Origin of the sequence: Dyadobacter psychrophilus (genome assembly GCF_900167945.1) — a bacterium.
Classification (GTDB): Bacteria; Bacteroidota; Bacteroidia; order Cytophagales; family Spirosomataceae; genus Dyadobacter; species Dyadobacter psychrophilus.
The window spans coordinates 246,608-272,464 of sequence record NZ_FUZA01000008.1 but is presented as its reverse complement, the minus strand read 5'-3'; the positions used below and the strand labels follow the sequence as shown (position 1 = coordinate 272,464).

The 25,857-nt window shown below is 44.3% G+C and carries 25 protein-coding genes; 14 read left to right on the top strand and 11 right to left on the bottom strand.

The window, feature by feature from the left end:
- Window positions 1-25 precede the first annotated feature (25 nt).
- Entirely contained in the window at window positions 26-754 is a 729-nt protein-coding gene (locus B5X68_RS24580; RefSeq protein ID WP_082217402.1) for a copper homeostasis protein CutC, read from the bottom strand.
- A 132-nt stretch (window positions 755-886) separates the two neighbouring features.
- Between B5X68_RS24580 and B5X68_RS24575 the strand changes: the two genes are divergently transcribed.
- The 4 genes from B5X68_RS24575 to B5X68_RS24560 all read left to right on the top strand — a co-directional run bounded on the left by B5X68_RS24575 (window position 887) and on the right by B5X68_RS24560 (window position 2,790).
- Complete coding sequence (locus tag B5X68_RS24575; RefSeq protein WP_082217438.1) at window positions 887-1,183, top strand: type II toxin-antitoxin system HigB family toxin; 297 nt, start codon at window positions 887-889, stop codon at window positions 1,181-1,183.
- Between the two features lie 5 nt (window positions 1,184-1,188).
- A complete protein-coding gene (locus B5X68_RS24570; protein ID WP_082217401.1) occupies window positions 1,189-1,566 on the top strand; it encodes a helix-turn-helix domain-containing protein in 378 nt (125 codons plus the stop codon).
- Between the two features lie 159 nt (window positions 1,567-1,725).
- A complete protein-coding gene (locus tag B5X68_RS24565; protein ID WP_013927448.1) occupies window positions 1,726-1,947 on the top strand; it encodes a DUF2795 domain-containing protein in 222 nt (73 codons plus the stop codon).
- Between the two features lie 189 nt (window positions 1,948-2,136).
- Window positions 2,137-2,790, top strand: coding sequence for an AlbA family DNA-binding domain-containing protein (locus B5X68_RS24560; protein WP_082217400.1), 654 nt, complete (start codon window positions 2,137-2,139; stop codon window positions 2,788-2,790).
- A 78-nt stretch (window positions 2,791-2,868) separates the two neighbouring features.
- Here B5X68_RS24560 and B5X68_RS24555 read toward each other — a convergent pair whose 3' ends face one another.
- A complete protein-coding gene (locus B5X68_RS24555) occupies window positions 2,869-3,222 on the bottom strand; it encodes a DUF3127 domain-containing protein (protein WP_082217399.1) in 354 nt (117 codons plus the stop codon).
- An 81-nt stretch (window positions 3,223-3,303) separates the two neighbouring features.
- A complete protein-coding gene (locus B5X68_RS24550) occupies window positions 3,304-4,443 on the bottom strand; it encodes a cystathionine gamma-synthase (RefSeq protein ID WP_082217398.1) in 1,140 nt (379 codons plus the stop codon).
- 86 nt (window positions 4,444-4,529) lie between these two features.
- Here B5X68_RS24550 and B5X68_RS24545 point away from each other — a divergent pair, with 86 nt between their 5' ends.
- The 5 genes from B5X68_RS24545 to B5X68_RS24525 all read left to right on the top strand — a co-directional run bounded on the left by B5X68_RS24545 (window position 4,530) and on the right by B5X68_RS24525 (window position 9,319).
- A complete protein-coding gene (locus B5X68_RS24545; RefSeq protein WP_229208555.1) occupies window positions 4,530-5,213 on the top strand; it encodes a TVP38/TMEM64 family protein in 684 nt (227 codons plus the stop codon).
- Window positions 5,214-5,341: 128 nt separating this feature from the next.
- Window positions 5,342-6,925, top strand: a complete 1,584-nt coding sequence (locus B5X68_RS24540; RefSeq protein WP_082217397.1) for a sodium:solute symporter family protein — start codon at window positions 5,342-5,344, stop codon at window positions 6,923-6,925.
- Window positions 6,926-6,952: 27 nt separating this feature from the next.
- On the top strand, window positions 6,953-7,924 hold the full coding sequence (locus B5X68_RS24535) for a dihydrodipicolinate synthase family protein (protein ID WP_082217396.1): 972 nt from the start codon (window positions 6,953-6,955) through the stop codon (window positions 7,922-7,924).
- Window positions 7,925-7,953: 29 nt separating this feature from the next.
- Window positions 7,954-8,286: an RNA polymerase sigma factor gene (locus B5X68_RS24530; RefSeq protein WP_082217395.1), complete on the top strand. Its 333-nt coding sequence runs from the start codon at window positions 7,954-7,956 to the stop codon at window positions 8,284-8,286.
- Between the two features lie 157 nt (window positions 8,287-8,443).
- Window positions 8,444-9,319, top strand: coding sequence for an AraC family transcriptional regulator (locus B5X68_RS24525; RefSeq protein WP_082217394.1), 876 nt, complete (start codon window positions 8,444-8,446; stop codon window positions 9,317-9,319).
- Window positions 9,320-9,322: 3 nt separating this feature from the next.
- On the opposite strand, the gene B5X68_RS24520 is transcribed toward B5X68_RS24525, so the two are convergent.
- From B5X68_RS24520 to prfB, 4 genes are all read right to left on the bottom strand, one after another.
- On the bottom strand, window positions 9,323-9,757 hold the full coding sequence (locus B5X68_RS24520) for a DoxX family protein (protein ID WP_082217393.1): 435 nt from the start codon (window positions 9,755-9,757) through the stop codon (window positions 9,323-9,325).
- 80 nt (window positions 9,758-9,837) lie between these two features.
- The gene (locus B5X68_RS24515; protein WP_082217392.1) at window positions 9,838-11,127 is read right to left on the bottom strand and encodes an MFS transporter; all 1,290 of its coding nucleotides are present in this window, start codon (window positions 11,125-11,127) and stop codon (window positions 9,838-9,840) included.
- Between the two features lie 23 nt (window positions 11,128-11,150).
- Window positions 11,151-11,984 (bottom strand): alpha/beta fold hydrolase, encoded by an 834-nt coding sequence (locus B5X68_RS24510; RefSeq protein WP_229208554.1) that lies wholly within the window; start codon window positions 11,982-11,984, stop codon window positions 11,151-11,153.
- 41 nt (window positions 11,985-12,025) lie between these two features.
- Window positions 12,026-13,100 (bottom strand): peptide chain release factor 2 gene (prfB, locus tag B5X68_RS24505; protein WP_141110403.1). Its coding sequence is split into 2 segments (ribosomal slippage): window positions 12,026-13,039 and window positions 13,041-13,100, totalling 1,074 coding nucleotides; the frame shifts between segments, so codons are not numbered across the junction.
- A gap of 292 nt (window positions 13,101-13,392) precedes the next feature.
- Here prfB and lpdA point away from each other — a divergent pair.
- Window positions 13,393-14,790: a dihydrolipoyl dehydrogenase gene (gene lpdA / locus B5X68_RS24500; RefSeq protein WP_082217391.1), complete on the top strand. Its 1,398-nt coding sequence runs from the start codon at window positions 13,393-13,395 to the stop codon at window positions 14,788-14,790.
- A 137-nt stretch (window positions 14,791-14,927) separates the two neighbouring features.
- Window positions 14,928-16,682 carry a response regulator gene (locus B5X68_RS24495; protein ID WP_082217390.1) on the top strand — a complete coding sequence of 585 codons (1,755 nt, stop codon included), beginning with the start codon at window positions 14,928-14,930 and terminating at the stop codon, window positions 16,680-16,682.
- Window positions 16,683-16,696: 14 nt separating this feature from the next.
- Here the strand turns inward: B5X68_RS24495 and B5X68_RS24490 are convergent, their stop codons facing one another.
- Complete coding sequence (locus B5X68_RS24490) at window positions 16,697-17,692, bottom strand: polysaccharide deacetylase family protein (RefSeq protein ID WP_082217435.1); 996 nt, start codon at window positions 17,690-17,692, stop codon at window positions 16,697-16,699.
- 165 nt (window positions 17,693-17,857) lie between these two features.
- On the opposite strand from B5X68_RS24490, the gene B5X68_RS24485 reads away from it, so the two are divergent.
- Window positions 17,858-18,838 carry a hypothetical protein gene (locus tag B5X68_RS24485; RefSeq protein WP_082217389.1) on the top strand — a complete coding sequence of 327 codons (981 nt, stop codon included), beginning with the start codon at window positions 17,858-17,860 and terminating at the stop codon, window positions 18,836-18,838.
- A gap of 37 nt (window positions 18,839-18,875) precedes the next feature.
- On the opposite strand, the gene B5X68_RS24480 is transcribed toward B5X68_RS24485, so the two are convergent.
- The 3 genes from B5X68_RS24480 to B5X68_RS24470 are packed head-to-tail and all read right to left on the bottom strand — an operon-like array spanning window position 18,876 to window position 21,589.
- Window positions 18,876-19,868, bottom strand: a complete 993-nt coding sequence (locus B5X68_RS24480) for a bifunctional heptose 7-phosphate kinase/heptose 1-phosphate adenyltransferase (RefSeq protein WP_082217388.1) — start codon at window positions 19,866-19,868, stop codon at window positions 18,876-18,878.
- Between the two features lie 48 nt (window positions 19,869-19,916).
- Window positions 19,917-20,309, bottom strand: a complete 393-nt coding sequence (locus B5X68_RS24475; RefSeq protein WP_229208553.1) for a GNAT family N-acetyltransferase — start codon at window positions 20,307-20,309, stop codon at window positions 19,917-19,919.
- 32 nt (window positions 20,310-20,341) lie between these two features.
- The gene (locus B5X68_RS24470; protein ID WP_082217386.1) at window positions 20,342-21,589 is read right to left on the bottom strand and encodes a bifunctional 3,4-dihydroxy-2-butanone-4-phosphate synthase/GTP cyclohydrolase II; all 1,248 of its coding nucleotides are present in this window, start codon (window positions 21,587-21,589) and stop codon (window positions 20,342-20,344) included.
- Window positions 21,590-21,773: 184 nt separating this feature from the next.
- On the opposite strand from B5X68_RS24470, the gene B5X68_RS24465 reads away from it, so the two are divergent.
- Together B5X68_RS24465 and B5X68_RS24460 are read left to right on the top strand one after the other, a co-directional pair.
- Window positions 21,774-23,723: a T9SS type B sorting domain-containing protein gene (locus B5X68_RS24465; RefSeq protein WP_082217385.1), complete on the top strand. Its 1,950-nt coding sequence runs from the start codon at window positions 21,774-21,776 to the stop codon at window positions 23,721-23,723.
- Between the two features lie 181 nt (window positions 23,724-23,904).
- A complete protein-coding gene (locus tag B5X68_RS24460; protein WP_229208552.1) occupies window positions 23,905-25,815 on the top strand; it encodes a T9SS type B sorting domain-containing protein in 1,911 nt (636 codons plus the stop codon).
- Window positions 25,816-25,857 lie beyond the last annotated feature (42 nt).

The window sequence follows — 25,857 nt, the reverse complement described above, 5'->3', positions numbered from 1 at the left end:
GCGCAATTTTAAAAGTCGCGCGTCCTTAGGAAACTACTTGCACAATGGCCTCAACCAGCGCCAGGTCACTGTACATGACCGAATGTTCGTCTGGAACGCCTCCGGCCATAGAAATGTCCGCAGGGAAATATTTTTGTCTGCCTGGACGAAATGCTTTGGCGGTTAAATGTAATGCATGCACGCCGGCTGCGGCCAATTGGGCTGCGTTGTCATGGTTAACGCCGGCCCCGGCCATGATTTCAATCGAATCTCCGGCTTCTTTTGCAAGTTGTTCCAATAATGCAATGCCCTCAACGGCAGTTGGTTTCTGGCCAGAAGTAAGGATTCGTTCAGCGCCGGTTTCTATGACTGCTTTCAAAGCTTTGATCGGATCCGGGGTGAGGTCAAATGCACGGTGAAAAGTGACTTTCATGGGTTTTGCATAGTCTACGAGTGCCTTCGTACGCAAGACATCCACCTGGCCATCACTGGTCAAAATGCCTAATACAACGCCATTTGCGCCTAATTTTTTGGCAAGGTCAATGTCTTTACGCATGATTTCTTCCTCAAAAACATCATAGACAAAATCTCCGCCCCTTGGCCGGATCATTACAAACAGATCAATGTCAATATGTTGCCTCACCACTTCTATGAGACCGGCACTTGGCGTTGTGCCGCCTTCGCCCAATCCACCACATAATTCAATCCTCCCTGCACCGCCAGCCTGTGCATTAATACAAGATTCCAGCGAATAAGCGCAAACTTCAATGGTCATATGATTGCTTTTATAATGATCGGGAAAATTACAAAAAGGTTTTCAGGATTGGAGAACCCGAATTTGTGTTCATATTAAATATTACCATATTTGTATATTTATTACCAATTTGGGAATTATAATGGTGTGCCTGTGAGAATTATTACAAAAGGAACATTGAGAGAATTTTGGGAAAAATATCCGGACGCGGAGCAAGAGCTTAAATATTGGCATGATAAAATTAAAAATGCCAGCTATACATCACCAAACGAGCTAATTGCCGAAAATCCGAAAAGCGATACGGTTGGTAATAACAGAGTCGTGTTCAATATCTGCCACAACAAGTACAGGCTGATCGTATTGTTTAAATATAATCTGCAATGGGCATTTATACGCTTTCTTGGCACACATAAAGAATACGATCAGATTAAGGATATTAAAAATATTTGACGTTCATGAAAACAATACACCAAATTAAGTCCGAACTGAAACCGATTCATTCGGATGCTGAATACCGCGATTATCTTAAAGTCATTGATTCGTTGGTCGACAGCGATGAGAATAGCCCTGAAGAAGAATTACTAGAATTAATCTCCATCCTTGTCGAGGATTATGAATCGGTGCATTTTGCCATTGAGCCGCCAGATCCGGTTGAGGCGATTAAACTTAAAATGGAAGAGAACGGATTGAAGAGAAAAGATTTGGTCGATTATTTCGGAAGTCCCAGCCGGGTATCGGAAGTGCTAAACCGTAAACGGCCGCTGACGCTTGAAATGATTCGTAGGATCCACAAAGGTTTAGGGATATCGGCTGCGACTTTATTGGCTTCCTGAATATTGTAACCGACTGATAATTAAGTCTTTGTTTGTTGGGTGAAAATTTAGTTTTGGGGGAAGCAATTATTTTTCTTTTTTTTCGCTTTAAGCTTTTAAAAGATGTCAAATTTTTTACTTTTGCAGAAAAGTAAGTAACTATTAATAGGCGAAAATATTATGTACTGGACTCTTGAACTCGCGTCGTATCTTGAAGATGCTCCCTGGCCAGCTACCAAAGACGAGCTAATTGACTTTGCAATCAGAACAGGCGCTCCGTTAGAAGTAGTTGAAAACCTTCAGGAGCTTGAAGATGATGGTCAGCCTTATGAAAGCATCGAAGAAATTTGGCCCGATTATCCCACAAAAGATGATTTCTTTTTCAACGAAGATGAATACTAGATAAAGAAGACGGCACCTCAACGGTGCCGTTTTTTTTATGATTATGAATGATATTTTTATGAAATCCGCCGTTCAATATTTTTTTAATCTGACAAAAGGAATGTAAATTGTTAGCGTTATCAAATAGAAAGACGAGGAAGTTACCAAAAGTGATTTTGTCATAATTCAGATATCTATCCATTCCAACCGATGGAGCTTCGATTGTTGAAAGAGTTGGTTAAGAGAGGTGAGGGTGAACATGTGGAATTCAAACTGAAGTCCAATCACCCGGAAAAGATTGTCCGTGAAGTTGTCGCATTTGCCAACTCCGGTGGTGGAAAACTCTTCGTCGGGGTGGGAGACGACAAAACGATAAAAGGCCTTAAAGACGCGGAGGAAGATGAGTACACGCTCACAAAGGCCATCGACAAATACATTTATCCCAAAATCAGCTACAAAAAAGAAAGGATTCCGGTAAGTCCGGACCGCGACGTGCTGGTGCTGACAATTAACAGGAGCATTGATAAGCCGCATTATGTTGTGGATGACACGGGAAACCGCCAGGCTTACATTCGCGTTGACGACAAATCCATCCAGGCAAGCAGGGAAATGAAAGAAATTATGCGCAGGGGGAGAGGCGAGCGCGACATTCGTTTTCAATATGGCGATAAGGAGCAGAAATTGATGAAGCTTCTGGATGAAAAAGAATCGGTTACCGTTGATCTTTTTGCAACATTCGCCGGAATTCCCAGAAAAATAGCCTCGAATACACTTGTAGTAATGGTGCTTGCACGCATACTAGAAGTCCATCCGCAGGAAATGATCGACAAGTTTACCATGTCGATGGCTTATCAATCCAATTAACTTTTAAAATAAAATTCCCGGCTTTGCGTGTGTTTTTGTGTAAAACAAAATCCGCTAAGCCGGGAATTATTATGTTAATTAGAAGGGAAGATCGTCGGACTCGTCTTCGCTGAATGTTGTAACCGGTGGTAATGGCTGGCCTCCGGAGTTTGAACCCGAATTGCCGCTGCCGGCTTTGTCTACTTTCCATGCTTTCACCTCCGTGTACCAGCGGGAATTGTATTCGCGGCTTTCCACGTCAATTGATGCAGTCACCGAATCGTTTATCTGGAGATTAGCCTGATCAATTTTATCGCCCCAAAGCGCTATACAAACCTTTTTTGGATATTGAGAAGGGATTTCAAGAATGAATTCCTGCTTACGCCAAGCTCCGTTCTTTCCCTGGCCTGTTACTTCGGGAAGCAAAGCAATGACTGTTCCTGTTAATTCCATTACAATTATATTTTAGTGCCTGAAAAAAATGTGATGTCAAAAGTAAGGTTTTTGAACTTTGATTGCAAAGCAAACAGAAAGCTAGCCAATGGCCTGTTCCAGATCGGCGATCAGATCTTCTACGTCTTCAATTCCCACACTAAGGCGTATTAAAGTATCTTTCAGGCCGGTTTTGAGCCTTTCGTCTTTTGGAATGCTTGCGTGCGTCATGCTTGCCGGATGCGTGCAGAGCGACTCCACACCGCCTAACGACTCGCCCAAAGAAAAAACTTCAAGATTTTCCATTACGCGCACCGCTTCTTCGTAAACATCGCCTTTTAATTCAAAGGACAGCATGCCGCCATAACCACGCATTTGTTTCCCAGCCAGTTCGTGGGAAGAATGGGAAGGCAAGCCAGGATAATAAACTTTACCAACTTTTGGATGCGCTTCCAACCATTTTGCCACTTCCAGTGCATTTTCGCAATGTCTTTGCATGCGGATATGCAATGTTTTTATTCCTCTCAAAACCAAAAAACAATCCTGTGGGCCTGGAACCGCTCCGCTGGCATTTTGTATGAATGCTAATTGCTTTGCCAGTTCGTCATCATTGGTTACGAGTGCGCCCATAACCGTGTCCGAATGTCCGCCTAAATATTTTGTCACCGAATGCATCACAACGTCCGCACTCATATCCAACGGATTTTGCAAATAAGGCGATGCGAACGTGTTGTCGACAATGCTATGGATGCCTTTTTCGCGGCATAGGCTTGTTATGGCTTTAATATCAACAACTTTGAGCAGCGGATTAGTCGGCGTTTCAATCCATATCATTTTGGTCCTATCAGAAATTGCGGCTTGCACATTAGCAACATTGCTCATATCCACAAATTTGAAAACCATTCCGAACGGCTCGTAAATCCGCTTCATGATGCGGTAAGTGCCGCCGTAAATGTCGTTGGTAGCGATAATTTCATCGCCGGGCTTATAGAGTTTCAGAACAGCGTCTGTTGCCGCTAATCCTGAGGCGTAGCAAATGCCGTGTTTGCCGTTTTCCAATGCAGCCAGCGCTTTTTGCAATGCGGTGCGAGTGGGATTATGGGTCCTGGAATATTCGTAACCTTTGTGCTTGCCGGGGCTTTCCTGCACGTAGGTGGACGTTTGGTAAATGGGCGTCATAATGGCGCCGGTGGTTGGGTCCGGCTCCACGCCGGCATGTATGGCCTTTGTTGCGAATTTCATATTAGTCAAGATTAGGAAAAACCTTTTAACCAAACAAGTGGTTATCATTATACGCGGAGCGAAGTGAAATTTTAAACCAAAAAGCTGTGGAGACGTCCTCCCCCAAAAAGTTATCCTTACCGGTCGTCGTGAGCATCTTACTGACTGTAGTTCCGCTTGTTACCACCTCCATTGTAACTGCCTGGGCAGTCGGTCACGAGAGTGAGCTGCGCAACTGGCCTTTTGAATGGTGGGTTGTTGCCACGCTGATACTGACATTGGCATCTTCTGTTGCGCTCACTCCGCCTACATTTCTTGCATTGGTTTACGGATATTTTCTGGCTTGGACTGCATTGCCGCTCCTTTTCGGACTGAATCTAGGCGCAATAGCAATCATATACGGATCTGCCAATTTTTTACATGCCTCATCCATCCGAAGTTACCTGATCCAGGTTTATCCACAGGTGAACACATTGCTGCGCAGATTTTATCAAAATGAATTGAGATTAATATTTTTTGCCAAACTTTCGCCCGTTCTGCCTTTCGCCATTACCAATCTTTTTTTTGCAATGGCTGGTGCCCGGTTTAAGCAAGTGCTGGCTGGCGGAACGCTGGGGATGATCCCGCGAACGGTTCTGGCGGTTTGGGCTGGACGTGAAGCCCGGGACATTCGCTATCTTCTGGAGCATCCCAATGAAGGTTTGGCGACTAAAATCATACTGATCATCCTCATTATCGTTTCGACAATCGGCATCGGCTATTTCTTCAAAGACAAGAAGATAGTAGAATAATCACATGTAAATTTTTGATAGTGTGCCTCCTTTGGTAATATCGTACAATAAAAGGATATAAAACCATACAAATGCAGTGGTTTGATCCTGTTTCTTTGTGGTAAAGTTATAATTGTCCGAAAAGTTTAATGAAATCCTTACCCTTCGTCGATCTGGTTATCGTTATTGCCTATCTGGTTGGGATGGTTGGTGTCGGCATTTATTTTTCAAGAAATAATACCAATGCGGATCAGTTTACGAAAGCATCGGGAAAAATCCCCGGCTGGGCCATCGGGATCTCGATTTATGCCACTTTTTTAAGCAGCAACACATTCCTCGGCGTTCCCGGAAAGGCCTATGGAAGCAACTGGAATTCGTTTGTTTTCAGTTTATCAATGCCATTCGCTGCCTGGGTCGCTACCAAATTTTTCATTCCTTTTTACAGAAACACCGGAGCCGTTTCTGCTTACACGCATTTGGAAGAGCGGTTTGGTCCGTGGGCGAGATCTTACGCCGTAGTTTGCTTCCTGCTTACACAATTGGCAAGAATGGGTTCTATCTTTTTTGGAATTGCGTTAAGCCTTCAAGCGCTTACGGGCTACCCCATGTCAACCATTATGATCGTTGTGGGAATTTGCATTGTGCTGTATACGGTGATGGGCGGAATGGAGGCGGTTATTTGGACGGAGGTTGTGCAGGGTGTGATCAAGACGGTGGGTGCATTCGTGATTCTTTACCTGGTTATATCGGGTATGGAAGGTGGTTTTCCGAAGATCATGGAAATTGGCAAGGCAAATGACAAATTCAGCCTGGGCAGTTTTGCACCGGATTTTACGGAGGCGTCTTTTTGGGTCGTTTTGTTATATGGGTTTTTCATGAACCTGAACAACTTCGGCATGGACCAGAATTACGTTCAGCGCTATCATACAACTTCGTCGATCAAAGAGGCAGCCAGCTCGGTTTGGCTCTGTGTTTATCTCTATTTGCCTGTTTCGCTGATATTCTTTTTACTTGGGTCCTGCCTTTACGCCTATTACCAAAGCAATCCCGAGCTGCTGAACATTGTAAGAATGCAAGTGGCAACGGAAAGACTGCCCAACGGCTCGTCACAAGCTATTTCTCAATTGGCTTCCACATTAACGCCGGCCGATTACGGGGATAAGGTAATGCCGCATTTTATGGTAACAAAAGTGCCTGTGGGCTTGCTGGGGCTTATTATTGCCGCAATCATGTCTGCTGCCATGAGCACGATCAGTTCGGGTATGAATGCTTCTGCGACAGTTTTCTCTGTTGATATTTATCAAAAATATATTAAATCAAACCTCTCTCAAAAAGAGTCAATGACGCTCCTGTACATTGCAACAACGGTTTTCGGACTGCTGGGAATGATCACTGGAATTGCGATGATCGGCGTCAAAAGTGTGCTGGATGTGTGGTGGATGCTTTCAGGAATTTTTGCAGGTGGAATGCTCGGGTTGTTTTTATTAGGCATTGTTTCCAGATCAACCAAAAACACGGAAGCATTAACTGCGACATTAATCGGGATTGTAGTCATAATATGGATGACGTTTTCTTCGCAACTTCCCGACAAATATGAATATCTGCGCAATCCGCTGCACCAGAACATGATCATGGTCGTAGGCACGCTCACTATATTTTTGACAGGTATGCTCTTAACGAGATTAAAAGGCAAAACACAGCCAGAAGAAGAAGTTCTGGCACACAAACACTAATAGCATATAACTCTGACACGATCGAAAATGAACTACGCAACACCCTCCTCTAACTCTTTGCCCCAAGGATTTATTCCCGTTATGTTAACCCCGTTTCTGAAATCAGGAGCAGTAGATTATGTCGGATTAAGAGCATTAACCGACTTTTATCTGGAAGCCGGTGCAACAGGCTTATTTGCTAATTGCTTGTCCAGTGAAATGTTCGAATTATCCGAGCAGGAGCGCCTGGATGTGACACAGACGGTTGTGGATCAGGTTGCGGGCCGGGTGCCGGTGGTTGCGACCGGAACATTTCCAGGCAGTGTTGCTGAACAGGCAGCATTTACTAAACGTATATACGACACCGGTGTGCAGGCTGTTATTGTGATTACCGGTCTTATGGCCGCGGAAACAGAAACAGATGAAGTATTTACAGATCGTGTCCTAGAATTGATCTCGCTGACAGATCATATTCCTCTGGGATTATATGAATGTCCGGTTCCTTATAAAAGACTGATTAACAGTGAAATATTGCAAACATTGATGGCAACCGGCCGGATTGTTTATCATAAAGACACCAGTCTGGATTTGGATGAAGTGAAGCGTCGCATCGCTGTTGCGAAGGGGCATAAGTTTGGACTTTACGACGCATATATGGTTAATGCGGTGTCGTCGCTACGTGCTGGCGCGGCTGGTTTATCCTGTATCCAGGGAAATATTTTTCCTGAGCTTGTGGTTTGGATCTGTGATCATTACAATGACTCGGAAGTTGAAAACGAACTTGCCGAGGTGCAGCAATTTCTTGAAGACTCTATGGAAATTGTCCATTCAGCTTACCCGACAATTGCTAAGTACAGCCTTAAACGCCGCGGTTTCCCGATTTCCACTTACACAAGAAGAGCGGTTGACGCTTTGACCCCTGAGTTGCAGGATCAAATGGATCAGCTGCTGGAAAATGTTGATCGGATCCAGACTGAATTGGGCATTACGAGCATTTTTAAAAAGAATCTGGTTAGGTAAAAGCCATTTCTACCCTTACGATTAAAGCTATGAATTTTCCAAATCAACAAATTCTTTATCAAATCAAACAAGGAGATGAGGCTGCTTTCACGCAACTTTGCTCATACTTTTATTTTCCCGCAGTGAAGTTTTGTGCGGTGCTTTTGAAAGATGAGAAAGAGGCTGAAACGATTACGGAGAGTGTTTTTGCGAAGATCTGGGACGAACGTGTTGACATTGAGACGGAGGACAATTTTCAGGCTTATCTATTCCTGAATCTGAAAAGCGAGATCTTTGGTCAGATGAACCGGTACAAAGACCCGGCGTCTAAGGAAATGTTTTTGAACAAGATCAATTCATTTAGCGATAATCAGCGACTTTGAAGTTTACTTAAAAAAGTAACTTTTGATAAACTAAAACGATTGCTGGATTTTATATAACTATTTCAAAGTTTTTGGAACAAACGTAGATAGATATTGCAATAATTTTCTTTTTAAATTGAACGTTGGCAATGAAATGTTGTCGAAATGAAATTTAAAAATGAAACCGCATTTTCACAAAGTTCCGATTGCATCCCGGACTTCTTTTAGTATCCGTCACGACAAAGACTCCGGCTTCGGCACAGTATGGCATTATCATCCTGAATTAGAGCTGCATTATCTGATTAAGGGCGCAGGAGTGCGGTTTATTGGCGATAATATCAGTAATTTTTCGGACGGAGAATTGATCCTATTGGGTGAAAATCTGCCGCATACATGGCGCGTGGAGGAAGGCACAAGTAACACGGCGGTGGAGGTGATCATCATTCACTTTTTGCCTAATTGCCTCGGAAGCGAGCTGCTGCTTTTGCCGGAAGCCTATCAGATTCCCAAACTTTATGAGAAAGCCCGGCGGGGACTTTTGATAAAAGGTAAAGCAAAAGAGGGAATTATTCCATTAATGAAAGCAGCTGTGAACGCGCAAAACCTCGACCGTTTAATCGCATTGCTTTCCATTCTAAAAATTCTTGCGGAAGCCAGCGATCTGGAAACTATTGCATCAGCACATGCATTCTACAAATCCAACGATTCCGAAACGCTGCGATTGAACAAAATATACGCCTATACGCTGTCAAATTACAGAAACGACATTTCCCTGCAAGACGTGGCCTCCATTGCAAATCTCGGTATAACTTCCTTTTGCCGGTATTTCAAGTTGATGACAAAGAAAACATACAACGACTTTCTCGTGGAAATCCGCATTAGCCAGGCATGCCGGTTCTTAATTGAGGATAAATTAGCGACGGAAGTGATTTGCTTTGAGTGCGGCTTTAATAATGTTTCCAATTTTTACCGGCATTTCAAAAAAGTGACCGATATGACACCATTGGAATACAAAAGAAAATATTTGTATAAAACCGCACCCGAGCTTATCTGAGGACTAGTTGTCGTGATTTTTCATCCATTCGTCCATTGAAAACCGACCGGAACCTACAATGGCGAATGTGATAACCAGGATCAATGTGATCATGGAAAGCCATAGTTCGGAGTTCAAGTACGAGAACCCTGTCCGGAAATTGACGAAAAATACGGCGACAAGCAGAATAGGAATCTGGATGATCGCCGATATGCGTGTTAAGCACCCAAGGGCGATCAGAAATCCACCAAAAATATGCGCGAAAGCTACGTAATGCACGGATGCAACCGTATACAAATGAAGATCAAGCCCGGTTACTAGCTTCGACAAGCGCGTGGTGTCGCTGATAAAGCTGATGCCTTTAACAAATAGAAACACTCCCAAAGCAATGCGAACTATATCCAGCCAGGCCGGATGATGCGTATCGCCCCAATGCTCGATTCGATTCATCATGTTCATAACTTCTAAAAGTTTTGGTTTTCAGAAAGTTATATATTTGAATGGATTATGTCAAGAGATAATTTATCTTTTCCAAGAGCTTAATCAATAAGAGAAGTGTGCTTTGTATCCTTCATTTTAAAATAAATAATGAGCGAGATAAATATGCAGGCCGTGACATACCAGTAATAGTAACTTTCGTGGCCCAGGTTCTTTGCCCAAAGCGCAAAATATTCAGCTGTTCCGCCAAATATTGCAACCGTAATCGAATAGGGAAGCCCTACACCAAGCGCCCGCACTTCAACAGGAAACAGCTCGGCTTTCACGACTGCATTGATGGATGTGTAGCCACTGACAATGATCAACGCCGCCATTAACAAACCAAAAGCTGCCCACATGTTCGTAGTATGGCTTAATGTGCTCAAAAGCGGGTAAGTAAAGATCGTTCCGAGCACGCCAAATGCGATAAGCAATGGTCTCCGGCCCACTTTGTCGCTGATAGCACCGAAAACGGGTTGCAGGCAGGCGAAGATCAGTAAAGAGCAAAAGGTGAGGATTGTAGATTGGTATTTTGTTAAACCCACCGTGTTCACCAGGAACTTCTGCATGTAGGTTGTATAGGTGTAAAATGCAAGCGTCCCACCCATCGTCAGCCCGATTACGACCATTATTGCTCTCGGATGTTTCAGAAGCTCTTTCATTGAGCCTTCTTTTTTAACCGCTGCGTCTTTAGTTACGAAAGCTTCTGTTTCATTTAAATGCGTTCTTAAATAAAGCGCAACCAATGATAAAATTGCCCCGAATACGAACGGGATCCGCCATCCCCAATCGTGCATTTGCTGATCGGTCAGGAAAATATTTTGGAGGATAAGCTGTAATCCTAGTGCAAGCAACTGGCCGCCAATTAATGTTACATATTGGAAACTCGAATAGAATCCCCTTCTCTCCTTGGTTGCAACCTCGCTCAGATATGTAGCAGAAGTGCCATATTCGCCGCCCACGCTGAGTCCTTGTAAAAGTCTGGCAATGAGGAGAAAAATAGGAGCAGCGATTCCAATGCTGTTGTAACCAGGCAGAAATGCAATGAGTAACGAGCCAAATGACATTAGCAAAACGGACAATGTCATCGCCTCTTTCCGCCCTTTTGTATCCGCCAGTTTGCCAAAAATATATCCTCCGATCGGCCGCATTAAAAAACCTACAGCGAATATTCCAGCTGTATTGATGAGCTGGACGGTTGGATTGGAATCCGGGAAAAAAGTGTTGGCAAAATAGAGGGAGAATGCAGAGTAAGCATACCAGTCATACCATTCAACTAAATTTCCGGCCGAGCCGCCCATAATGGCCTTGAGGCGCCAGTTTGTATCATTTTTTGGTAAAACTTGCTGCATATAACGGATTAAGATTGCTCAATTTACTTAAATAAAGCACAAATCCACGAAGCCGCATGCTCCACCAGCTTCGTATGGCCGCTTTTTAAGATAATATATTGATCAGACGGAAGAAGTGCCGCCAGTTTTCTGACATGAGTGGGTTTCAATAGTGTGTCAAACTCACCCATAAAAAGGTAAATCCGAATGTTTTTAGCGACCGCTAACTGATGTAAAGCCGTAATGTCAAACCTGAGATCCCGGAAGTTAACCCAGGAATTATATATTATCTGCCTTTTTTCAGGCGTATTAAGTACTTGCTCGACGAATCTGTGCAGACTGGAATTAAGTAAATCCGCTTGTTTCAGGGCATTTACCACAGCAAAAAATGGTTCAGGCTTTCGCATAGACCATTGGAAAAGCTGCCTAGCCGGCCAAAAACGAGTTGCAATTCCATAAAGCGGATGCTCCGAAACACCGTCAGGGGCAATTAGGAAGACATTCTCAATGTTGTCAGCAAACAATTCCAGTGTAGCCAAGGCAAACCTGCCTCCCATACTAAAACCGGCGACGTCGAATTTTTGAATGTTATTCTTTACAAGAAATTCGTGAACAAGATTTTGCCAAAGTTCCTTGGTTACCACTTCAGCTTTTGAAAAATTACTCTTTCCATGAAAAAATAAATCAAAGGCATAAGTTGTGTAAATGCCACCTAAATGAGCTTCAAAAGGCTGGAAACAACTTGCTCCATCTTGGCCAATGCCGTGGAATGCTAGTAAGGTTTTCGGGCCGTGACCGAGTTTTTGGTAGTGGATCGTAGGATACATTTGATGTCTTGACAATGCAGGCAAGTTAAAAAAACCTCCAAGCATATCCATTAACGAGGACATTGCCAGGAGGTTTTATAAATATCCAAATCTTACGATTCCATCAGATAAGCTTTGATAAAATCGTTGATTTCACCATTTAAGACTGCATCTGTATTGGATGTCTGGTGATCGGTTCTGTGGTCTTTGACGCGGCGGTCGTCGAGCACGTAACTGCGGATCTGCGAGCCCCATTCGATTTTTCGTTTGGATGCTTCCACTTCTGCACGGGCAGAATTCCGTTTTTCCAACTCAATTTGATAAAGCCGTGACTTTAAAAGCCTGATCGCCACTTCTTTATTCATTAGCTGCGACCGTTCCTGCTGACAGGCAATGATAATTCCGGATGGCTTATGGTGCAAACGTACTGCGGTTTCCACCTTGTTTACATTCTGGCCACCCGCCCCACCGGAACGATACGTATCCCAGGTAATGTCCGCAAGGTTAACATCAATTTCAATGTTGTCATCAGCCAGCGGATAAACATAAACTGACGTGAATGAAGTATGCCTTCTTGCATTGGAATCAAATGGCGAGATGCGGACAAGCCTGTGGACACCATTTTCCGATTTCAAATTTCCGTAAGCATATTCGCCGTCGATTTCCAATGTAACTGATTTAACGCCAGCGACATCGCCATCCTGCAAATCCACTTCCCGGACTTTGTAACCATTTTTCTCAGCCCACATAATGTACATGCGCATGAGCATGGATGCCCAGTCCTGCGACTCGGTTCCGCCAGCGCCTGCATTGATCTCAATAACAGCCGGCAGTTCGTCGCCTTCTTCACCCATCATTTTCCGGAATTCGACTTCTTCCAGCTTGTTGGATAGCTTTTCGCCTTCCTCGTCAACTTCTTCTTCCGTCGCTTCATCAGCTTCGTAGAACTCCCAGATCGTGTCGAGATCATCACGCAGGCGCGACAATTCTTCATATCCGTTTGTCCAGAATTTTAATCCGCGGATCTCCCGCATTGTTTTTTCGGCGCGTTCTGAATCGTTCCAGAACTCCGGTTGAACGGTCTGCTGTTCAAGATCTTCTAGTTGTTTTTTTCGGTTATCGTAGTCAAAGATACCTCCCCAAAGCCTCTACACGGGCCTTCAAGTCTTTCAATTGCTCTGCAGTCATTTGAATTTTTTGAATTTAAGTTGAAAAAATGTTGCCTGGGTGTCACCTTACTTGTCAGCCTGAGCGGAGACGAAGGCATGTCACTCGCAAGTAACGCGTCTTCGGCCGCCCGGCGGCCCGGTCCGCTCAGACTGACAATGCCAGGCCGCGGGCAACAAAGCTACAACAATTAGCAATAACCCTCAGTTTCATGGCAAATACGAGGTGTTGTACATGTAGTCTTTCCGGCAAATCGTCTTAACTTTGCAGGAAATTTTTGTCAACCCATTTCGTACAATAAAAATACCAGAAAATGGCTCAAGCATATGATGTGATAGTAATTGGCAGCGGCCCGGGAGGTTATCCCGCAGCCATTCGCGCTTCCCAATTAGGACTTAAAGTAGCAATTGTTGAAAAGGAAAGTTTAGGTGGAATATGCCTTAACTGGGGCTGCATTCCTACCAAAGCACTTTTGAAAAGTGCCCAGGTTTTTGAATACATTAAGCATGCAAAAGATTACGGGATCAATGTTGGTGAGTCTGCTGCTGATTTTGGTGCAGTGATCCAGCGTAGCCGTGGCGTTGCAGATACCATGAGCAAAGGCGTTTCTTTTTTAATGAAAAAGAACAAGATCGACGTCCTCATGGGAACTGGCAAAGTAAAAGGACAGAAAACAGTTGCAGTTACAGACAAAGACGGTAAAACAACGGATTACACAGCTGGAAAAGGCGTTATCATCGCAACCGGCGCACGTGCCCGTGAATTGCCGAATATCAAAATCGACGGTCAGAAAGTAATTGAATACCGCAAAGCCATGAGCCTTGAAAAGCAGCCAGCTTCCATGTTGGTGGTTGGATCGGGTGCGATTGGAATGGAATTCGCTTACGTATATGCTTCAATGGGGACGAAAGTGACTGTTGTTGAATTCCTGCCAAATCTTGTTCCTGTTGAAGACGAGGATATTTCAAAAGAAATCGCAAAGCAATATAAGAAGCTGGGCATCGAAACTTACGTTAACTCGACTGTTGAAACGGTTGATGTTTCAGGAAACGGTTGCAAGGTTTCTGTTAAGACTCCGGATGGACAAAAATCCTTTGAAGTGGATGTGGTTCTCTCGGCTGCCGGAATCGTTGCAAACCTTGAAAACATTGGTCTTGAAGAAACAGGAATCAAAACAGATAAGGGTAAAATCACGGTAAACGAATGGTATGAAACCAGCGTTCCAGGATTTTATGCGATCGGTGACTGTACGCCTGGCCCTGCTTTGGCACACGTTGCTACTGCTGAGGGAATTATCTGCGCAGAGAAAATTGCAGGACATAAAACAGAAGCATTGGACTACGGAAACATTCCGGGATGTACTTACTGCCAGCCTGAAATTGCATCTGTCGGATTCACAGAAAAGAAAGCAAAAGAAGCCGGATATGACATTAAAGTGGGTAAATTTCCTTTCAAAGCGTCTGGTAAGGCTGTTGGAGCCGGGGTTACCGATGGTTTTGTAAAAGTGATTTTTGATGCCAAATACGGCGAGTTCCTTGGCGCTCACATGATTGGAGCGAATGTTACGGAAATGATCGCAGAGGTGGTTGTAGCCCGTAAATTGGAAACTACATCTCACGAGATCATGCGCGCGATCCACCCGCACCCAACCATGTCTGAGGCATTGAAAGGTGCAACAGAAGCAGCTTACGGTGAAGCGATTGATTTGTAAGCATTAGATAAGTTATTACTTTAAATAAGGGTATTCATTAATTTGGATGCCCTTATTTTTTGCTATTTATGTAAATTTGAATAATTGTCATAAAGACAGACTCAACCTTATTATCAGCGCATTTAAATTGCTCTTTCTTGAATAATACTACTTATACTGACGAGTTCAACGAACTATGGAAAAAGGAGAGTGAGTTGAAGTCGAGGTGGGGCAACATTATTTTTTGTGTTGCCTATCTGGTTGGTTATCCTGCTACATCCATCCTCTATTTTCTGCGTGATGATCCGGCATTTCCCGAAGTTTTAGCTGCGGAACTGGTTTTGAGCGGAATCACCCTGTTTTTGCTTATTCTTCATTTTGGCGGTAAGCTCAGCGCCCAGAAAGCATCATTCTACGCAAATTTGGCGTTGGTGCCCGTGCATGCTTACATTCTGGCCGAAGTGCCGCATGCCTCATACGACCGTGCCAGCCTCAACATGACGCTTGGCCTCATGTTCTCGTTTTTCGTGCTCCGCTGGCCTGTACATTACAGCATTATCCTGACATTGTTTGTCCTGACCATTTTTCCAACAGCATTATATTACCGCCATCCCGATTATTTGTTTAACTTTTTCAGTCAGGGAGGATTATTTTTCTTTCTTGGACAAATGTTGTTTCCCTTCATGATGTATTTTCATGAAAGCCGGAACAAGCACGAATTTTTCTATCTGTTTTCCCTGGCCGAGCAAAATGATCTGCTGGAAAGGCAGAAGCAAATTGCGGAAGACGCCACATTGGCAAAATCAGAATTCCTGTCTACGATGAGCCACGAGATCAGAACGCCGCTCAATGGCATTGTGGGCATTGTACATCTTTTGGAAGAGAATAAATCGCGGAGTGAGGAGGAAATGGAGCTGATAGAAACATTGAAATTCTCGTCCATTCATTTAATGGCGGTTGTGAATGACATTTTAGATTTCAACAAGATTAATTCTAACCACGTTAAGCTCCATCATGCCACATTCGATATTGAAGACCTCTTTAAAAACCTTTACAATAGTTTCCTGCCAAGAGCACGCGAGAAAGGTCTCGAACTGACAGCCGATTTGTCCCCTAATCTCCCGCAGCTCCGCGGCGACCAGGTCCGGTTGAGCCAGGTGATCACAAATCTTATTCATAATGCCATTAAGTTCACTGATTCTGGCTTTGTCCGATTTTCGGTAACAGAACTGGAGCGTACTAATAATGGCATCATTAAGCTTGAATTTGCTGTTTCCGACACAGGAATAGGCATTTCGGAAGATCAGCAAGCTAACGTTTTTGAAATATTTACGCAAGTAAGGAGCCTGGTTAAAAGGCAGGATGGCGGGACAGGGCTGGGGCTGGCCATTTCCCGGGAATTGGTCCGTTTGTTTGGGGGTGAACTTATGCTTGCCAGCAAACTCGGGGAAGGATCTGTATTTTCATTTAAAATCGCGCTGCCCTATTCAGCTATCGTAAAAGGTCCTGCGAAGCCCGAAAAGATGTTGACACCAACACTAAACACAACTGCCAAAGTGCTTGTTGTGGATGACAATGCTACGAATTTGATTTTCGCTACCAACCTTTTGAAAAGAAAGAGCATACCCTACGATCTGGCGTCGGATGGTAAACAAGCCGTAGAAAAATATTTTTCAGACCAGTTTGACCTCATTTTTATGGACTTGCGAATGCCGGTTATGGATGGCTTTGAAGCAACCCGTTTGATCCGCGAGCGCGATCCGCAAATTCCTATTGTGGCGCTTACTGCATCCGCATTTCAGGACGAGCGCGAACGAGCATTGGCCAGCGGTTTCAGCGATTATCTTGTAAAGCCGTTCCTGCCGCCAGATTTCTATAAAATCGTGTATGCACATATTGGGATTGAAGAATAATTGCCAATTCCCAATCATTTCACTTTTTGCCGCCGCTGCATTGCTTCTCGCCAGGTGGTAAGAATGATGCTTTCTTTTTCAATGTATTTTTTCAATTCGGGATCAATCATTGCCAGATAATCGCCTTCGCGCGTTATCGCTGAATCGGAAATATGTGGAAAAACTTCCGAGTGGATGGTGCAATGCATAATGACCATTGTCAGGCCCGGTTTAAGCGCTTTGATGGCATTAATGTACTTTTCAGTCTTATACTTTTGCAGAGCTTTTTCTGATTTGTCTCCATTTTCCGGTCCTTTCCAGCCATAACTTGTATTTTCCAGATCATCGAGCACAGGGAGTCCGGCGTCCCAGAGTTGTTTTCCAATGGTTTGCGTCATCTGAAATCGCTCTGCGATCATTTTTTCCTCAGCCTGAATGGCCGTATTGTGCCCACCCGGGAACATAACCGGAATTTTTTCCTGCATACCCACTTTCAGGTAGCGTTCCAGAAACTCGTTGGTTGCAAAGAGCGTCCCCATGTGAGAATCCATGTGCGTAGGCTCAAAACCCATTGCCCGCGCACGATCCAGCTGCGCCCGGATTTCCGTTTCCACCTCGTCGGCCGATGCATTTTTGATCACATCCGCCACGCTTCGCCACATCGCACCTTCGGGATCAACAAGCCCTTTTACATTCGGCTTCCCGGCAAGGGGTCCCCAGCGGTAGTCTTTCCATTCCGAAGTCATTGTAAGGTGAAGGCCGGCATCCAGATCCTTGTTTTCCTTCCAATAATTAACAAAACCGGGCACCCAACCGCAAGGCATCATTACGCTCAGCGAATTGGCAATACCATTCCGAATCGCCTTGATCGCACCCTGATTTGATTCATATGACATGCCCACATCATCCACATGGATGATCAACACTTTTTTCCCTTTTGGGTAACCCAGTTTTTCAGCGTAGGTTTCAGCAATTTGCGCCATGGCAACATTGGATAACAAAATGAATAAGAAAAGTAATGTTGTTTTCATATCAGGATGCATGCACATTGTTTTTTAGTTAAGACAAATCGTGACCGTTATTACCCGCTTTCACAAGAATTGTACTATCAATGTTCCCTTCCGATCTTTTCTTAAATACAATAGCCTCTGCCTTTTCACGTTATTTGCCAAAATCAGCCACCCCGACTTTTCCGCATGATCCATTCCCGAAGTCTGCTAACCTGTTCGCTTCTCCTGTTTTTCAGTGCCGCGCAAGCCCAGCATTTCTCGCTTAGCCGCCTTTTTTATCCCAATTTAACATTAAAAGCAGACTACGCCGTGCCTTCCAGCATGAACGGAACGCAGGATTATGGTGTGACAAGGACTGGTTTTTTGGGGATTATACCTATTCACAGCGAGGTGCAACTGGGTTATAGTTTAAGAAAAAAGTTTGACCTGCGGGCAGTGCATACGGTTATGCTGGCCCAATATAATCAGATCCAGCCAACCGTAGATGGAAAGAACAGCCCGGAAAACGGATATAAAACGCTTTCATTGGGTGTGATCAGGCTTCAAGCCAGCATTAAGGACCGGCTTTGGGTTTATGGAGGCGGTTTGGGCATGACGGAGACGAATGAGACTTTTTTCAGTCCGCAGCCCTTCTTTTGGGGCGGCGCGGCGCGGATGCACATTCTCGGTTTGCGGACTCAGATTTTGTATGGCTCCGTTTTGGCTTACAATCAAAAACTGCGTTTTGTGCCTGTTTTTGGGGTAAATAAGGGATTAGGAAGACATTGGCGGGTATCCGCATTGCTGCCTTTTATGGCTAATGCAAATTACAAAGCGACAAAATGGTTTAATGTGGATTTGCTGGCTGGATTGAGTGGTTATAGCGGCGGTTTTCAAATACAAATGCCTGAGGAAAAGATGCTTAGGAGAGAAAATTATCGTCAGATCAAGACGGGGATTTCCGCTAATGCGCATTTATTTACGGCTATTAATGTGTCTTTGGAAGCAGGGGTAAGCACTTTTCGGCAGATCAAAACATTCAACAGCGCCCGGGAAAACCTTACATCTTACACGCCAGCAACGACTCCTTACATTGGCGCAAGCGTGCGTTACATTACCAGCAGGTCCAAGCTTTCATCCAAATTTACAAGAAGAATGGGGTTGGGCCAGTCAGGGATCAACTGGTAAGCCTGTGCTTAAAATGCGAACGAACGAAAATGACTTGTTAGTAAGCTGGTGCGATAATCAAGTTGAGCGCTTCGGTTTTTAATAATTCCTTATCAATTGGCACCACGCCAACGAGCTCGCAAACCAAACCTCCACCCAGATTAGAAACGGCAGCAATCATTTTGGGTGGCAAACCCAACGCAACACAGCAAGCCGCAATGCTGATAACCGTGTCGCCAGCGCCGGAAACATCCGCAATTTGTCTGATATGCGCAGGTAACTTGTGCACTTCATCCTGAAAATCAATGATAACGCCGCGCTCCGAAAGTGTAATCAAGGCACCTCTGACATTCAGGGCCTCTTTTAAATGTTGTACAGCGCCGCGAAGTTCATCCGGGTTGTCCACATCGAACTCAATTTTTAAACCTTCGCGCAGTTCTTTCAGGTTGGGCTTAAATAATGTGGTGTTATTGTAAGCGAGAAAATTGCGTTTCTTGGGATCCACAACAGTTGGAACATTGTGCTCGTTGGCAAACGCAGTGATCTCGGAAATAGACTCGGGAGTGAGCACACCTTTGTCATAATCCTCAAAAATAATCACATTACAGCTCGGGATGAGCTCTTTCGCTTTCGCAATCAATTGCTCTGTTTCAATTTGTGAAACAGGCTTATCTGTTTCCGTATCAATACGGACAACTTGTTGCGAACCAGCGATAATGCGTTCCTTAATGGTGGTTATCCGGCTTTCGCTGCGAATTAAGCCTTCGCAGTTCAGCCCTTTGTCTTTCAAGCTGCTTTGAAGCAAATCTCCCGAACTATCGGTTCCAATAACCGAACATATAATGGCTTCTGCGCCAAGGGATTGTACATTTAAGAGCACATTGCCGGCACCACCCAGGCGATACTCACGGGTTTGAACATTAACCACTGGAACCGGAGCTTCCGGCGAGATTCTTTCCACTTTTCCCCAGACATATGAGTCCAGCATGACATCTCCGATAACCAGTACACGCAACGTGTCGAATGCTTCAAAAACCTGATTAATATTCATAAAATACTTTCGCTCTTAGTATAAATTTTAGATCAAATCTTAAGGAAATCAGATATTGGTAACAAAATGCAGGCTTGTGACCTGGAACCGCTTGTTCAGATAAAGCCTGTGCGCATTGGTACGCGCCTCAGACACGCCGGAGTCCAGATGAACCTGGGCATAACCCTCTTTCTTGGCATAATCCAGAATCCAGTCGATCAAGATGCCTGCATATCCTTTGCCACGTTGTTCGGGCAAAGTAGAAAGATCGTCAATATAAATATAATTTCCCCTAAAAAGGTTGTATCCGGTTTCAAAAACCGCAACTGCAGCAGCCTCACCGTTTTCTTCAATAAATATAATTTGACGGTTATCTGCAAGCGTCTTTTTCACCGCTTCCAGATAAATGTCATCCCCCAGCTGGGGCCTTAAAGCCTGAATGGCCCTGCGACACTTTTCCATGTCGCCCTCAGTCTTTACAATTTGAACATTCGTCATCCTTTATTTACCGGCATTGTCAGGTTGCTCAGATTATGACCCATTTTATCTCTTTTGGTCAAGAGATATTTCTCATTGTGCGGATTGGAAGGAATTTCAACAGTCACGGAATCAACGATTTCAAGGCCATAACCGATTAGTCCAGCCCGTTTCTTAGGATTATTGGTGATAAGACGTAGTTTGGTCACTTCCAGATCACGCAGGATCTGAGCGCCAACGCCATAGTCGCGGTCATCCATCGGGAAACCAAGTTCCAGATTGGCTTCAACCGTATCGCGACCCATTTCTTGCAGCTTATAAGCCTTTAATTTATTTAAAAGCCCGATTCCACGTCCTTCCTGGTTCATGTACACGATCACTCCCTTCCCTGCTTTATCCACCATTTCCATGGCGGCATGCAACTGTGGGCCGCAATCACAACGGCACGAGCCAAAGATATCGCCGGTAACGCAGGATGAATGTACACGCACAAGCACAGGCTCATCCTTTTCCCAGGTTCCTTTCACCAATGCGAGGTGCAGATCGCCCGTGTTAATCTGACGATAGGCGATCAGGTCAAAATGGCCCCATTTGGTCGGCATATCTACACCGATTTCGCGCTTTATGAGGGATTCTTTTTGAAGTCTGTACTCGATGAGGTCCTTGATACTAACCAGTTTAAGGTTAAACCGATTGGCAATTTCGCGCAATTGAGGAAGTCTGGCCATGGAGCCGTCTTCGTTCAAAATCTCTACCAAAACGCCCGCAGGAGATAATCCTGCCAATCTTGGAAAATCGATTGCAGCTTCTGTGTGGCCCGTTCTTCTCAAAACGCCGCCTTTTTTTGCCTTCAAGGGAAAAATATGGCCAGGGCGTCCCAGATCTTCTGGCAGTGTGTCCGCGTCGACAAGTGCTTTAATGGTTTTTGAACGGTCGCTGGCAGAAATTCCTGTCGTACAGCCGTGACCAAGTAAGTCAACTGACACAGTGAATGCTGTTTCGTGCAGGGCTGTGTTAGTACCCACCATCATTTCGAGGTTCAGTTCTGCACAGCGCTCTTCGGTAATGGGAACGCAGATCAAACCACGGCCTTCGCGGGCCATAAAATTGACAATTTCAGGGGTTATGAGCTCGGCTGCACAAATAAAGTCGCCTTCATTTTCACGATCTTCATCATCTACGACAATGATCATTTCCCCTCTTTTTATAGCCTCTATGGCCTCATCTATGGAATCCAGAACTATTGGAATGCTATTATTATTCATTAATCAGGTTGACGAAAAATAGTTTTAAACAAAAACTCGTTTTTACTCTGCAAAGGTACATTCTTAATGTTGAAAAGTTCTATTTTTGAACCTCCATTGCATCTTAACAAAGCTTTTAGCTTATCCGTTTCAATGATCTGCAGGAACTATCCAGCCCGTCATTCTGAGATAATTTTACTCATCTATGAAGATTAATCTACTGTTATTGTTCCTGTTAAGCGCATTTTTGTTTGTTGATAAAAATGTTTTCGGACAAAGCTTCTGCGGCACTACCGGTAAATTTCTGGTAACACCTACCGAAGGCTGCGCACCACTGACAGTGAACATTACAGATCAGATGGTTAATGCGGAAAATGTCACTTACGCTTACGATTTCAACAAAAACAGCACAGCTCCACCAGAGGAAAAGGACCGGTCTTTTGAACTTTCACATGTATACAATCTGCCCGGAACTTATACCATTTTGCAATATGGCAGCATAAAAGATGTGGCCGGTTTCAGTTTATGCAAGGATGTTATCGTGAAAGAAAACCGCGCTCCAAAGGCTGAATTGATGACTTGTGCCAATGGCCGTGTGAGGCTTACGATCATTAGTGACAGCATTTCGCTGGCTTATGATGCTATTGACATTACTTGGGGTGATGGGGTAAATCAATCGGTTAACATCAAAAACGGCGGTGCGCTTTTCTACGATCATAAATATGCGTCGGGCGGAAATTTTCCCGCGATAACGGTTCAGGGCAAATATGCCACCGGCGCTTGTACGCAAAGCTTGAAAACCACATTAACCAAACAGACTGCGCCGCAATCCCTCGCGAAAATCAGGATAAGAAGCGTGGAAATGCTTCCTTCCGGTGAAGCAAAGATCCTTTATGACGGAATGGAGGGGATTTCAACAGAAATTTGGATTGATAAAGGGGATGGACAATTTGTTACGACGGGCAAGGGCGGCCAGTCCGATGGCGCTCAGTCAGCGACCGTTACAGGCCTTAATCCACAGCAGATTTACCGTTTTAAGTTGTCCTCAAAAAACTTTTGTGAAAATTTGATCGACAGTCCGGTGGTAAGCAGCCTCGTGCTTAAAGAAGGGGCCGTTTCGCTGGATGAGATCATTTCTGTGTCCTGGGAACATTATCCCAACACCGACAATCTTTTGCAATATCAGTTAAAGCGCGATGGATCTGTTATTTTTACATCTTCCGACCAACTTTCTTATCTTGATACCGATGTAAAATGCGGGACTACCTATCAATACGAGATCGTTGCGATCATTGAAAAGGACGTCCGGTCCTATTCCACGCCTTTCAGCATTGCCCCAAAAAGCTCGTCTCCCGAAACGATTACTACTGCAAGTGTAACCGTTAAAGACGACCATACGATTACAACTCAAGTTGCATTAAGCGGCGAAGGTCTTACCAGCAGTTACGACCTGATCGTTGAACGGGCAGCATTGGGAAGCCAAGATTTTCAACAGATTTCCCAGCCGGACAACCAAAGTTTGCTGTTCGATGATGTGGATGTGAACACTTCTGAGAGCTCGTATTGCTATCGGTTTACATATGAAAACGCCTGTAACTTGAGAGCGCCGGCGTTCAGCGCGCCAGTTTGTTCGATCCTCCTGCAAAACCGGGTTACGGATGTCCTTTGGAATGCTAATTCTCCTTTTACGGCTGGCGTTGCATCATATAATATAATTCAGATGGATGATGCAGGCACGGTTCAGGACGAAATTCCGAAACAGTTGGAAACCAGCCATTTGCTCGATATAGGGTCACAATCTGCATTTTCATTTCAGGTTAAAGCCCAGTCAACCGACGGAAATATGCTGAGTTATTCCAATGTGTTATCATTGCGAAGAGATCCCATTGTCCTGATCCCGGATGCGTTTACACCCAATGGGGATGCTTATAATGAGCGGTTTGAAGTGAAAGCTTATTTTGTATCTACATTTAATATGTCGGTCTTCACACGCTGGGGCGAAGTGGTTTTCCAAACAGAAGACAGTTCAGAAAGTTGGGATGGAAATATCAAAAACGAGAAGGCACCAGGTGGATATTATTTGTATAAAATCGAGATGACGGACGCTTCGGGCCAGCAAATTTCGAGAAATGGGAGTTTTTTATTGATCCGATAGGATTTTTCTAATGGCTTGTGAATCAGAATAATACTTTCAATGCAATCCCGTTTAATATTTAAGAGCCATTCTCATTTTGAAATAAATTATTTTTGTAACGCTGTTACAACCATCAATAGTTCATATCGCTCCATGTCGGTATGAGGTCTTTTAAAAGGTCATGTCTTAATATTGCACACTTATGAGATTAACATTACTATCCCTTTTCTCTATTTTAATTTTTTTCAGCAAAACACTACAGGCCCAGGGACTCTGCGACCGCGGTGGGGGAGGTTTCACAATTGATAAAACAGAAGGTTGTGCGCCCATGACGATCCGGGTTACGAACACCGTCCCGAATCCGATTTTGGTAGGCTACGATGCTAATTTCAACGGCAGATCTCCACAAATCGCACCAGGCCCTGTTTTCACATACTCACTTCCTGGGTTATATACAGTTTTACAGCAAGGTGCATTATCATCAGGCCAATTTTACGCTTGTAAAACTGTCCAGGTGTTTGAAACGCGAGTAATTACGCCTCAGTATTCTTCATGCGGTGGCGGAAAAATCTTTCTGAGTTTAATTGACGATGCGATCCTGAAAGCCTACGATGAGGTGAAAATTGAATGGGGCGACGGAAAGACAGAGATCTGGAAGAAAGGAAGTCCATTGGTGATCGAGCACAATTATGCAGATGTTAGTAGTAGCCCAACGGCTTTGTTAACCGGATTATATGTTGGAAAAGGATGCGCAGAAGGCCGCGCCACTTCGCTTCCCATTACTTTTCAACAGGCTCAGCTAAATGACATTGCAATAAAGTCAGTTGAAATGAGGGGTGATGGCACACTCAGGATCAATTATCAGGGCATAAGTGGTGTTTATACGGACATCAGTTACAGCACCAATGGTTCGAACTATACTGTGGCCGGAAGAAGGTCATCCGGCGGTTTACAGCCCTTTGATGTGAAAAATATGGCTACAAGCCAGGTGTATCAGGTGAAATTGTCTTCGGAGGATTTGTGTTCCGGTAAAAACGACAGCCCTGTTTATAGCAGCATGACGTTAACTGGTCGGTCAGAAGACGGACAAAATATCCTTACTTGGAGCAAATATCCGGATGCAGCTGACTTCACATCGTACGACCTTTTGCGGGATGGAACGGTCATTAAAACCTTCACTTCCATAAATGACATTACTTATACAGACGAGGATGTTCAATGCGGCAGCTTTTCGGAATATCAGGTTGTTGCCAAGATCAAGGACGTAACTTCAACATCCGCTCCGGTTGGTGTAAAGGCTGAAATTGCTTCCCCCAAGCCTATTAAGGATGCGGCAGTTACTGTTGACGGCGACCGTTCGGTAACCATCAAAGCAAATGTTCCGGGTGCCGGACCAAACAGCACTTATGACCTTACTATTGAAAAAGCGGAGGCAGGTGCAACATTGTTCAAGAAAATAATTACACTTTTTAATCAAAGTGAGTATTCTGATCCGGACGTAAAAACGAATGAGCTATCTTACTGTTATAAGATAAGTTATACGAATTCCTGCGGACAAAAAGTCCCTTCTTCGGAGCCAATGTGCACGATTTTGCTGACAAAAAATCTGACTACACTTAACTGGACAACTGAATTGCCAATCCTCGCGGGCGCTTCCAGTTATGATGTTATCCAGGCCGGATCCAGCACTGCCGAGGAAGTGATTCCGGTTCAAATGAATTCAAATTATACCATTAAGGTGAATGCACAGAGCGATCTGGAGTATAACTTTCAGGTTCGGGCAAATTCTACTCCGGGCGGGTTCGAAAGCTTGTCGAACATCATTAACTACAAAAGAAGTGCGGGCGTTTTTGTCCCGCAGGCGTTCAGCCCGAATGGCGATGGTTACAATGATATTCTTGAAGCCAAATCTAACCAGCTTCAGTCGTTTAACTTCTCTGTTATGAACCGCTGGGGCGAGGTTATTTTTCATTCCGAAGATATCGCAACTGGCTGGGATGGAACGATTAACGGGGCAAATGCACCCGTAGGATCGTATGTTTACAAAATGACTTTCGTGGACGACATCAATCAAACTGTTGAAAAAAGTGGTACATTTATGCTTTTACGATAGGAACCATTTCCGGTAAAATAGTTTTATAAATAGCATAACTTA